Consider the following 12,196-nt stretch of genomic DNA (forward strand, 5'->3'; position numbering starts at 1 on the left):
TGTCCTGATCAAATTAGATATTTCTTATAAATTTGTATACTCACTAATCGTAAGGTACAATGAAAACTATAGAATTTACTCGATATATTTTCGCAGCAGGAGGTTACGATGACATTGAATAATGAGCACAATCAGCAGTATGATTTAAGCAAATTAGCCACGATGCTGCACGAGGATCACATCGCGTGGAGCTTTCGAAATATGGACAAGATTATGCCGAGAAACGATATTCACGCGCCTGAGCATACATTTTTGTTTCAAAAAAATGAGCTGCCATTATCGAGAATCAATTATGAATTTAATGGTCGCAGCATGAAGGTAGCCGATTACTTGCAGAAGGTTTCTGCTACAGGGTTTCTCGTTATTCATGACGATACGATTGTGACAGAGCAGTATTACAACGGCTACGATCAACAGTCGACAGCGATGTCCATGTCTGTAGCGAAATCAATCGTTTCTGCCTTAGTTGGCATTGCCTTTGATGAAGGTGCTATGAAAGATGTTCATGATTCGGTAACGTCCTATTTGCCTGAACTAATAGGGAGCGGCTTTGATGGGGCTAGTATTAAAGATATACTCCAAATGTCATCTGGCGTACGCTTCAATGAGGATTACAATGATAAGGATGCGGAAATCCACACCTTCTTAAGTGACGTGTTCGGTGAAAAAGCTGTGCCCATCTCCAAATATGTGCAACAGCTGACAAAATTGCAGGAGCCAGGCCAGTTTGAATATAAGAGCGTGGACACGCAAGTGCTCTGGATGCTGCTTGAAAGAACGACAGGCAAAAAAGTATCTGCTTATTTAGAGGAAAAGCTTTGGAAGCCGCTAGGCATGGAGCAAAATGCTTATTGGAGCACCGATCTGCATGGCAATGAAATAGCATTCACCTTTATTAACGCGACACTTCGAGATTACGCCAAGTTCGGAAGACTGTATTTGCATAATGGGAATTGGAATGGCCGTCAAATCATATCTGAGAAGTGGATTAAGGAATCGGTTACACCCGACCGAGCGGATTTGATGCCTGGGGTAGCTAATGATTTCTTTGGTTATGGCTATCAATGGTGGGCACCATTAGGCAGTGACGGGACTGAGTTTATGGCGCGCGGCATATATGGACAGCATATTTATGTAAATCAGAAGGAACGAACGGTTATCGTTAAATCTGGGGTTGATCCTACCGTATTTAACATTCATGATTATGAGGCAGTTACTGCATACCGTACGATCATTGAGCATTTGACATAAGTGATATTTCAACCAACAATCGATAAGTGATAAAGAGAAAATTGACAAAAAAAGAATGCAGATAGTAGGTCTGCATTCTTTTTCACCTACGGCTATTTATTTTTTGTAGTAAACGACTTCTCCTTGTAACACGGTCATTAAAACATTGGTATTAGGAATTCCTTGTTCTTTCATCTCAGTGATATCATCATCTAATATGATAATATCCGCAGATTTACCAATCTCAATTGAGCCAGTAACTTTATCAAGGCCCAATGATTTGGCGGGTTTAATTGTGTAAGCGTCAATGGCTGCCAATACATTAGGCAACCCCTTTTTGCCGAGACTCAATGAGTTAGAAATCGTAACGAGTGGATTCAGTTCATTTACATCCCAATCACTACTAAGAGATACATTTGCACCTGTTTTCCATATCTGCCCTAACGGCATCATACGCTTCATTTGCTCATTTGAAAAATAGGCACTTGCCCAGCTTTGATTAGGATCTTCTGCAAAATCTTGTCCTACCTGAAAATCGGCACTAACACCTAATTCAGCAAAACGTTGAATATCACTCTCTTCAACCATTTCCACGTGAGTAAGTGTATATGGCTGCTGCGATCCATTATGTTTTGCTGCCTCTATTGCATTCAAACTTTCTCTTACTCCGCCATCACCAATCGTATGAATAAAGGCACCATAGCCGATTTTATTTAATTCCGTCAACCACCATTTCATTTTTTGTTCTGGTATATAATTTAGACCATATGGAGTTCCTGGGAACCATTCAAATTTGTATTTGTCTAATGTTTTGGCTGTGCTATTAATACTAATACCATCATTATACATTTTCACCTGATTAATAAGCATTCTAGACGATGTGTCATGATGTTTAATTTTTTTGAAATACTCGAGTTGTTCTGCTTCATTTACATTGGGGTATACCCATGGACGAAGAACTACTCGTGATGTTAACTTCCCATCGTCATATACTTTGTCCCACACATCTAACCAGCCACGTTTCCAATAGAGACGACCATCACCAACGGTTGTAATCCCATTTTTTGCGACTTCATCTAGACCAGCCAATAAACCTTCAACATTTTTCTCAAATAGATCTGGCTGTGAACTCCACGCTTTTTCCATAACAATATCACCAGCAGCATCATAAAGAATACCGAAAGGCTCACCTGTTTCCGGGTCTCGAATAATTCTTCCCCCCTGAGGATCTTCCGCATCTGTATTCATCCCGACTTCCTCAAGTGCTTTAGAGTTAACCAATACAGAGTGCGACGTTCTCTCCATAATTACGACAGGATTGTTCGGAAACAGCTCGTCAAGGAGCTGTAATGGTGTTTGTTCTTCTGAATCTTCATCCGAATCTTGCAATAAATTTTCTATGCTAAATCCTGTTCCGCTAATCCATTCTCCTTGCTTTACGCTTTTTTGACATGCTTTTAAATAGGGACGTTGTTCTTGTAAGGAATTCTCTGGTGATACACTGCAATTCCCTGCAGCTGGTGATTGTGCTTCAAATATATGATTATGATTATCTACAAAACCAGGAAGAACAAGCTGCCCTTCTGCATCAATAACTTGAGTATCCTCAGTAATAAATTTTTCTACATCCTTGTTAGTACCAATAAATGTAATTTTACCATCTTTCATGGCTACCGCTTCTGCCATATCTTGATCTTGGTTGGCTGTATAAATGGTGCCATTTTTAATGACAACATGGTTGGATAACTTGCTTACTGGGACCTTACTATCATAATGGGCCTCGCCTACTTCAGGTTTGCATGCTGAAACGAATACCATGCTGAAAATGACACCAACAGTCATTATTGTTTTCAAGGGAAATTTTTTCATGTGTTGTTACTCCTTTATTAAAATAAACTGCCCGTGAAGATAGAATAAGCATTGACATAGTGTCAAAGTCAACTACTAGTAGTCAGGTCAAATTGTAAGCTGAAAATGGAGACGAGCGACCTTTGCAATCTCATGTTCTTCAAGTTTCTGTTTTAACTTTTCTTTTCCGTTGACAATAATGAGCGTATTGCCTAACAAAGTTATTCGCCCCTTTTCTGTAACCCGAGAAAGGAAAAACATCTTGTTGAACATAGAGTCAGATGCCGTTTCGGTCAGCACACATATTGGGTGTATCTTCTCCAAACTCCATCGGTTCGAAGGAGTTTCAAATCGATACAGCGTTTCATATTCATCGTCACTCTTCTTTTGCAGATAGAACCAAGACTGGGATTCATCCTTAATAACTCGGTAAACCCCATCACTATCAATAACCTCTTCCCCACTTAACGGGACAGGTAATCGCGGACAGTTACCTCCAAACCCTACATCTACCAAATATTCTTTACCTTCTATTGGCACGATGGTGAACATGTGTGCATTTTCAAGTGCCCAAACTCCATTACCGACATATACGGTTCCGGCCATTAGATAAGGCTTAAAGCCAAGCTCATTTAGCAAATGATAAAATAATCCGTTTAACTCGTAACAGACGCCCCCGTGTTGATCATGAACCATTTTTTGATAAAGATTCTCAACCTTTAAAGATAGTGGTTTTTTTGTTAGGATGTCTAAATTTTCAAAGTGTATGTTAAGTACATGCTGTTTTTGAAGGTGAGCCAAATAATCAAGACTCTGCCCCTCTCTCTTCTCAGCTTGAATGCGATCCAAGTATTTTTGTACGTCCATGCCTATCACCTATCCCTTTCTCATTATTCCTTACTACTTTAATGGTGACCTTACATTTATTATTGTAAAATGAAAACTACATAATAAAAAATATATAAATGTTAATCATATTAATAATGAAATTATTATGGATTAAGGTGGTAAAACAGCATGGACTTGCAGCAACTCAAATATTTTCAAACCGTTGCTCGCACCGAACATATGACGAAAGCAGCTAGAGAGCTGCATATTGCCCAACCCGCGCTTAGTGTCATGATTTCCCGTTTGGAAGAGGATTTGGGCGTGCAGTTGTTTGATCGGGTCGGGCGACAAATTCGGCTCAATGTATTTGGTAAAGCTTTTCTCAAGAACGTGGATAAGGCGCTAGATGCACTGGAAAATGGTCGTCGTGAAATGAAAGACATGGCGGGATTGGAGCAAGGCAGTATTTTATTAGCTACAACAACTTTACACCGAGTCGCAGAGTTTTTAGGTCCTTTTATATCGATGTACCCGCATGTTAACTTTCGCATTACTCAAGCGATTACAGAGGAAGAAATGGTTGAATTGCTGGAAAAAGGGGAAATTGATTTTTGTATCGCTACATCATTCATTCATCGACCTGACATTTGTTATATGCCATTACAGACAGAAGAAATTGTACTCACTGTGCCCTATTCGCATCGCTTTCTAGATCGTGATAGTATTCAGCTCAGAGAGGTAGCCGATGATCCGTTCATCAATTTGAAAGAAGGATATAGCTTCCGGAAAATTACAGATGAATTTTGCAAGAGTGCGGGATTTGTGCCGAATATCATATGCGAAGGTGACGAACCCGCAGCAATTAGTAGTTTAGTTCGCGCTGGCCTCGGTGTCGCATTTTTACCCGCTGCTGCGAAGCGAGAACTGCCACCTCTTCATTTGCTTCATATTGAAAATCCAGTTTGTCAGTGGACTCCACATTTAGTATGGCATGAAAAACACTATCAGTCGCTTGCCGCACAGGCGTTTCGAGCGTTTATACAGGGGCATTATACTCCAGTATAAATGTTTAAATCGATCAAAAAACAGCCCCTACTAACAGTGGAGGCTGTTTCCGCGATAAAGTTTAACGTAACACTAAGTGGTTCCTTTGTGCAGAAGCTCTACATCAAACTCGTAATTTTTACGCTCGACTGGTTCATTGTTGATTAAACGGATTAAGTAGTTCATTGCTGTTTCACCGAAGGAGTAAATCTGCTGGGAGATAGTCGTGATCTCAGGATAGACCATGTCCATACGAACACCATCGAAGCCGATTACCTTCACCTGTTCAGGAACCTTAACACCTAGCTCTATAAGCGCCTTCAATGCTCCAGCAGCCATTAGATCATTCCCTGCAAATACACCATCAACATCAGGATGCTTCTTATAAATGTCCTTCATCGCTTGATAGCCACCTGCTACCGTAAAGTTGCCATAACCAATCAGGGTTGGAGTAAACCAAGGAAGCTCCTTGCAAATTTCTTCATAGGCTATAGTCCGTTCTCTTGATGCATGTACATGCGTTGGACCAGAAATATGAGCAATCTTGCTGCATCCAGCCGCTTGCAGATGGCTAACTGCCAATTCACCTCCATGCCTATTCGCCGCTGTAATCGTAACGATGGGATAATTGGGAAAAGGTTTATCGATAGCTACAACTGGAATAGACCGATCCTGCAAGGCAATGATCTGCTCTGGCTGAATGGTATAGGAAGATATAATGATGCCATCAATTTGCTTGTTGATCAGTGTTTCAATATACTGCTTTTCTTTAACAGGACTATTGTCCGTATTGCATAGTACAAGCGTGTAGCCTTCAGCCGCTGCCGCATCTTCGGCTGCGCGTGCAATTTCCGGGAAAAAGGGGTTTAAAATATCCGGCACCATCAAGGCAACCGCAGCTGTTTTTTTACCCGCCAAGCTCCGAGCAATGTTGTTTGGTTTATAATTTAGTTTTTGTACCGCTGCCATAATTGCAATCTCAGCTTCCTTACTTACATAACCGCTTTGATTAAGAAGACGGGATACTGTTGCTACAGATACACCTGCTAGTTTGCTAACATCTCTAATTGTCGTCATTTATAACAAAACCTTTCACGAATAACCTTCCTATAAAGTATACGGAAAGACACTTAACAAAAACAAGTGTGCTACGCTCAAAGAACATAAACACACTTGTTTGTTGGATGCATACTTATTTGGCTGCTTGCTATTACTTGTTAGCTGTATCTTTTGTAATGAGTTCAAGCTCGACAGGAATCGAGGCCTCTACCGTTTCGCCTTTCGCGATTTTGATTGCTGTTTCGACAGCCAACGTCCCTATCTTCTCCGGTTTCTGAGCTACCGTCGCGCTCAATTTCCCATCAGCTACTTGCTTCACTGCATCATCAGTTGCATCAAAGCCAACTACGGTAATACCAGTGGCACCTGATGCTTCAATAGCTTTAAGCGCGCCTAGCGCCATTTCATCATTGTGTGCAAAGATTGCTTTAATATCTTTGTTTCCTTGTAAAATGTTCTCCGTTACCGTCAAACCTTTTGCACGGTCAAAATCAGCAGGCTGTTTGGCAGCAACTTGGATGCCGCTCGATTTGGCGATTTCTTCATTAAAGCCGGCACCGCGCTCTCGTGCTGCGGAAGATCCCGGAATCCCTTCAAGCTCCACAATTTTACCCGTTCCGCCTAACTGCTCCGCGATATGCTTAGCAGCAAGTACACCGCCTGCTTTGTTATCGGATGCGATATGCGTCGTTACGTTACCACCGTCGGAAGTTCGATCGACCGTAATAACCGGAATGCCCGCTGCGTTAGCAGATTCAACGGCAGGAACAACAGCCCCTGAATCTGTAGGGTTAATAATAATAACATCTACTTGTTGTTGAATTAAGTCTTCGATGGAAGAAGCTTGTTTAGCTGCATCATCTTGTGCATCAACCGTAATCAATTGTGCTGAACCTGCTGCTGCAGCTTTCTCGGCACCTTCCCTTAACGTTACGAAGAACGGATTGCTTTGTGTCGATACCGCTAGTCCAATTTTAAAACCATCTGTTTTATTCCCGCCTGGTGCAGCTTCCTTGTTTCCTGATCCGGGTGCCGTAGTAGAACAGCCTGCAAGGAGCAGGACTGCTGTCAAACCGATGCTTAGTAGTTTAGTTGATTTTCTCATGTTGAACCACCCTTTTCATTGTTAGTATGGTACGTTAACTATTTGCTTTCTTACGGTCCAGCAAGACCGCCAACAGAATAACCAACCCTTTCACAACCTGTTGATAGAAGGAGGAGACTCCTAGTAAATTCAAGCCATTATTCAAGACGCCTATGATGAGTGCCCCTATTAATGTACCTACAATCCACCCTTTACCTCCTGATAAGCTGGTTCCTCCCAGTACGACCGCTGCTATTGCATCAAGTTCATAGCCCATACCGGCATTTGCCTGAGCGGAGTTCAGACGAGATGTTAGAATAATCCCTGCAAGCGATGCCAACAAACCAGTCAGGGCATAGACATAAATTTTCACACGGCCCGTCTTGATACCGGAAAGAAGTGAAGCTTCTTCATTTCCCCCAATTGCGTATACGTTTCTGCCGAAAGTCGTTTTGCGAAGGAGGAAGAATAATACCGCGAAAATGATAATCATAATAATGACTGGAACTGGAACCCCGAAGAAGTAACCGCCACCCACCATTGTGAAAAATTCACTATTAAATCCTGTTATCGGTCTACCATCCGTGTAAACAAGTGCCAAGCCGCGGTAGATAGTCATTGTCGCCAACGTTGCGATAAATGGAGCAATCTTAGCCTTCGTAACGAGAACACCGTTAATTGTACCCATCACAGCACCGGAAGCGAGTCCAATCATAATGGCGGTTACTGGGTCCATCCCCCCATTCAGCAACCCTGCGGTCAGCGCTCCGGATAATGCAAGCGTTGCACCTACGGATAAGTCGATGCCCCCTGTAAGGATGACGAAGGTCATACCGAACGCGATTAGCGCATTAATAGATACTTGGCGGAACACATTCAATATGTTATTGAGCGTCAAAAAGTTTGGGCTTGCGATAATTAAAATGGCTATAATAATAAGGAGTCCGATGAGTGGACCTAGCTTTTGCAATGTCGATGATAGCTGTTTTTTGTCAGTGGCCATTGCTGCTTCCCCCTGTCGCTGCGTGCATAATGGTTTCTTGATTCATTTCTGATTTGTCCAAAATAGAAGCGATGCGTCCTTCATGAACAACGATGACACGGTCGCTGACACCTAAAACCTCTGGCAAATCCGATGAAATCATAATGATGGTGACGCCTTGTTCGCTCAGCTCGTTCATCATCGTATAAATTTCCTTTTTCGCTCCAACGTCTACCCCTCTTGTTGGCTCATCCAGAATAAACACTTTAGGCAGTTCGCCGAGCCATTTACCAATGGCTACCTTCTGCTGATTGCCGCCGCTTAGCGATTTTACAGTCTGTTCGGGATCACGCGTCCGTATATGGAAGCGCTTAATCATTTTCTCAGACAGCTCTTCTTCCTTTTTGGACGAAATAACCCCATAGTTTGAAATATGCTTGTAATTAGTTAGCGATAAATTTTCACGGACAGACATCCCCAACACTAACCCTTGATGCTTGCGATCCTCGGTTACGAACACGATTCCTGATTCAATCGCTTTTGACGGGCTCGTTATCGCTACCTCTTGTCCATCAATAAAAATTTTACCTTGCTTTTTCTTATTGGCTCCGAACAGCATACGTGCGATTTCCGTTCGTCCTGCACCCATTAGCCCCGCAACACCTACGATTTCTCCAGCCCTCGCTGAAAAGCTAATGCCATTTACCTTCTTGCCATCGCTTAAATCCTCCACCCGAAGACGCTCATCGCCAATCTTGCTACTGCGCTCTGGGTACCGCTCACCAATCTCACGACCGACCATCATATGAACGATATGCTCAATCGTCGTTTCAGAAATGTCCTCCGTTCCAATAAACGAGCCATCTCGTAGAACAGAAATGCGGTCGCACATGAGAAAAATTTCTTCCATTCGATGTGAAATGTAGACGATGCCGACTCCTTCACTGCGGAGCTGGTTCATAATTTTAAACAGTGCTTCAATTTCACGATCCGTTAATGCCGCAGTAGGCTCGTCCATAATAAGGACCTCGGCATTTTTTGATAGCGCTTTCGCAATTTCGATCATTTGCTGCTGACCAATTGATAGTGTATCTGCAGACGCATCTGGATCGATATCAACACCTAATCGCTGCAAATATTCGCGAGTTCTGCGCTTCATCTCTTTATCTCGTACAAACCCTGTTTTGCCGTAAGTAAGTTGTCTACCGAGAAACATGTTTTCCGTAACGGTCAGCTTAGGAATAATGTTCAGCTCTTGATGAATAATCGCTACACCCATTTCCTCAGCTTGCTTCGGGTCTGTGAACATGACCTCTTTGCCCTTAACTTTAATTGAACCGGAGTCAGCTTTGTACACGCCTGTTAGTATCTTCATTAAAGTCGATTTACCTGCACCATTCTCACCCATTAGTGCGTGAATCTCGCCTGGCTTGAGCTGAAATGCAGCTCCCTTTAATACTTGCACGGAAGAAAAGGATTTATGAATGCCTCTCATTTCGAATAATGCTTCCATCTTTATCACCCCTTTGCTCAACAAAAGCTCCTATGAAAAGAACACACCCGATTGAAGAATAATGTTCGCATATGGTGTTGCTTCGCCTGTGCGAATGACCGCCTTAGCTTGAAAGGTTAATGCTTTAAATTCCTCATGAGTCACTTGCTTGACTATAATATCGCCTAGGAGTCGCTTTGTGCCCTCATATATTTTTTCATTTTGCTCTGTCATTTCACTTGCAATGGTAACCGCTTCAACTTCCATATCTGCAAGTACTGCTTCCAATGTGTCTAGATAGGATGGGAGTCCAGGCTTTACAGCCAAATCAATTCGTTGAACCGTATCTGGAATAGGAAGTCCGCAATCGCCAATTACAATACAGTCGGTATGGCCCATTTTGGCAATCACTGCTGCAATGTCACTATTTAATATGCCAGTTTTTTTCATCGTTAAGTCCCTCTCCACGTCATTTCGTAAGCTTATTCTGCCATAAACTGCGTTACTTCAGAGCGTGTAGGCATACCACTCTGTGCGCCAAGCTTAGTAACGGATAATGCACTGGCCGCTACAGCAAACTTTACTGCCTCATCTAGCGTCGAGCCTTCGCTAAGTCTTACCGCCAATGCCCCATTGAAGGTATCGCCTGCACCAGTTGTATCAATGACCTCTACTTGTCTTCCTGGTTCATGCTTAATCTCACCAGTAGACGATTTATAAAAAGCTCCGCTGCTTCCACCTGTCATTACGATGCGATACGGATACCACTTAATAATGTACTCGAACGATTGGACCTGCTTTTCATCGAGTCCCAGCAATACAGCAAGCTCATATTCATTAGGCGTAATGACATCCACCTGCTTCAGCAGCTCACTAGGCAGCTCAATCGCTGGTGCGGGATTCAACATTACCGGGACTTGTAATTCATTCGCAAGCCTTATCGTTGCTTCTACGGTTTCAAAAGGAATTTCCTGCTGCAACAGCACCATATCGGAATCAGCGATAACTTCCTTTAGGGACACTACATCTTCAGGTAGCAAGCTGTGATTGGCACCAGGTGTAACAATAATTCGGTTATCGTTATCATATAAAGTAATCGTTGCAACACCTGTTGTTTGATGTGGAACCGTTTTCACACATTTCGTATGAATGCCTTCTTTATCTAATGTTTCTAAAAGCTGTTTCGCAAAAAGATCTTCACCAACTGCGCCAATCATGGTTACCTGCGCGCCAAGACGTGCACACGCTACTGCTTGATTCGCACCTTTCCCGCCAAAAAAGCTATAGAAAGCGGTTCCAATTACGGTTTCACCTTGATTCGGAAATTGGTTTGTTTCCGTGACCATGTCTATATTTAAACTTCCCACAACTGTAATTTTGGGCTTCTTCATGCTTGCACCCCTTGTCTATATCAAAATGTGCTTTACTTTGTGTAACCGTTTACACATAAATCATAGTACGCTAATTTAAAATAGTCAATCTCATAAAATATGGATTATAGATGCATGGAATATTCATTCAAGCATAGACACGACAAAAAAATCCATCCTGTGATGATTCCTTTAGGATGGATTTACTAAACTTCTACGCTTATATACTTGAATTTACGCTATAACTGCCGGAAGAATGCATTCTTTAATCAATGCCCACCTATCGCTCGAATTCATCATAAATGATGATGCTATAGTTACGACTATGTCTAGTTCTGGCATGCAGCAAATGACATTGCCTCCATCCCCAAGTGCTAAGTATGCACGAACACCATCCTCTTCTCGTAGCCACCATAGATAGCCGTAATGATTAGGGTTCATCACTGTTGATTCATCTATCCATTTTTCCGAAATGAGCGATTGATTGTCCCACCTGCCGCTATTCAAATACAACCATCCGAAACGTGCCATATCACGTGGAGTTAGTGTAAGCCCCCAACCTCCTGTGGAATAGCCATTGGGGTCATGAACCCACCCTTTCACCTTATTCCCAAATAAGTCCTCAAAGCCAAATGACTCCATTTCATACTGCGGAATTTCTTTCATGCCGATGGGGCAAAATAAATGCTTGTTGGCAAATTCACGAGCACTTTTTCCTGTACTGCGTGTAAGGATAGCTGAGAGCAAATGCGCTCCGGCGGTAGAATACTTAAAGGCGCCGATTGCACCATTTTGGCCAAGCATATTCAACGTATAAGATACCCAATCAGGCTGCATGCATAACTTATCCAGCGGTTCACGCCAATCCTCAAATGGATACGGAGCTGTCATCGTAAGAAGATGTCGTATCGTGATTTCTCGTTTTTGCCTATCTGCTGGATCAGGTACATATTCAGGGAAGAAATCCAAAACCTTTTGGTCTACATTTTTAATGTAACCCTGATCTACAGCAATACCAACGAGCGCAGATACGATACTTTTCGTCACAGATGCTACATGATGCGTATCATTCTGGCCATAGCCATTAAAATAGTTTTCGAAAGCGATATAACCATTTCTCACGACAACGATACCGTTTATGTTCTGGTGATTGGTTTTGATCAAACGTTCAAGGTCTATAAACTTGTTGGCGTCCATCTTCAAAGCGGTCGGGTCTTCGGTTTGCCATTCTGTCGTTGGCCAATTGTTTCTCTCCATGT

Annotated in this window: 11 protein-coding genes; 2 read left to right on the forward strand and 9 right to left on the reverse strand. The window is 42.5% G+C overall.

The window, feature by feature from the left end; genetic code table 11:
- The first annotated feature begins 108 nt into the window (after positions 1-108).
- Positions 109-1,251: a serine hydrolase domain-containing protein gene (locus tag FPZ44_RS10385; protein ID WP_144989902.1), complete on the forward strand. Its 1,143-nt coding sequence runs from the start codon at positions 109-111 to the stop codon at positions 1,249-1,251.
- 96 nt (positions 1,252-1,347) lie between these two features.
- Here the strand turns inward: FPZ44_RS10385 and FPZ44_RS10390 are convergent, their stop codons facing one another.
- Complete coding sequence (locus FPZ44_RS10390) at positions 1,348-3,099, reverse strand: amidohydrolase (RefSeq protein WP_144989903.1); 1,752 nt, start codon at positions 3,097-3,099, stop codon at positions 1,348-1,350.
- 87 nt (positions 3,100-3,186) lie between these two features.
- Positions 3,187-3,945 (reverse strand): arylamine N-acetyltransferase family protein, encoded by a 759-nt coding sequence (locus FPZ44_RS10395; RefSeq protein ID WP_144989905.1) that lies wholly within the window; start codon positions 3,943-3,945, stop codon positions 3,187-3,189.
- 150 nt (positions 3,946-4,095) lie between these two features.
- On the opposite strand from FPZ44_RS10395, the gene FPZ44_RS10400 reads away from it, so the two are divergent.
- Positions 4,096-4,971, forward strand: coding sequence for a LysR family transcriptional regulator (locus FPZ44_RS10400; protein ID WP_144989907.1), 876 nt, complete (start codon positions 4,096-4,098; stop codon positions 4,969-4,971).
- Positions 4,972-5,043: 72 nt separating this feature from the next.
- On the opposite strand, the gene FPZ44_RS10405 is transcribed toward FPZ44_RS10400, so the two are convergent.
- From FPZ44_RS10405 to FPZ44_RS10435, 7 genes are all read right to left on the reverse strand, one after another.
- Positions 5,044-6,027 (reverse strand): LacI family DNA-binding transcriptional regulator, encoded by a 984-nt coding sequence (locus tag FPZ44_RS10405; RefSeq protein ID WP_144989909.1) that lies wholly within the window; start codon positions 6,025-6,027, stop codon positions 5,044-5,046.
- Positions 6,028-6,160: 133 nt separating this feature from the next.
- Entirely contained in the window at positions 6,161-7,114 is a 954-nt protein-coding gene (locus FPZ44_RS10410; protein ID WP_144989911.1) for a D-ribose ABC transporter substrate-binding protein, read from the reverse strand.
- A 34-nt stretch (positions 7,115-7,148) separates the two neighbouring features.
- Positions 7,149-8,096, reverse strand: coding sequence for an ABC transporter permease (locus FPZ44_RS10415; protein ID WP_144989913.1), 948 nt, complete (start codon positions 8,094-8,096; stop codon positions 7,149-7,151).
- On the reverse strand, positions 8,086-9,588 hold the full coding sequence (locus tag FPZ44_RS10420) for a sugar ABC transporter ATP-binding protein (protein ID WP_144989914.1): 1,503 nt from the start codon (positions 9,586-9,588) through the stop codon (positions 8,086-8,088). Before FPZ44_RS10420 ends, FPZ44_RS10415 begins: the two co-directional genes overlap by 11 nt.
- Before the next feature lie 30 nt (positions 9,589-9,618).
- Positions 9,619-10,017, reverse strand: a complete 399-nt coding sequence (gene rbsD, locus FPZ44_RS10425) for a D-ribose pyranase (RefSeq protein ID WP_144989916.1) — start codon at positions 10,015-10,017, stop codon at positions 9,619-9,621.
- Positions 10,018-10,049: 32 nt separating this feature from the next.
- Positions 10,050-10,958, reverse strand: a complete 909-nt coding sequence (rbsK, locus tag FPZ44_RS10430; RefSeq protein ID WP_144989918.1) for a ribokinase — start codon at positions 10,956-10,958, stop codon at positions 10,050-10,052.
- A 213-nt stretch (positions 10,959-11,171) separates the two neighbouring features.
- The gene (locus tag FPZ44_RS10435; RefSeq protein WP_144989920.1) at positions 11,172-12,194 is read right to left on the reverse strand and encodes a serine hydrolase domain-containing protein; all 1,023 of its coding nucleotides are present in this window, start codon (positions 12,192-12,194) and stop codon (positions 11,172-11,174) included.
- Positions 12,195-12,196 lie beyond the last annotated feature (2 nt).

Source organism: Paenibacillus agilis (genome assembly GCF_007786455.1).
GTDB lineage: Bacteria > Bacillota > Bacilli > Paenibacillales > Paenibacillaceae > Paenibacillus_B > Paenibacillus_B agilis.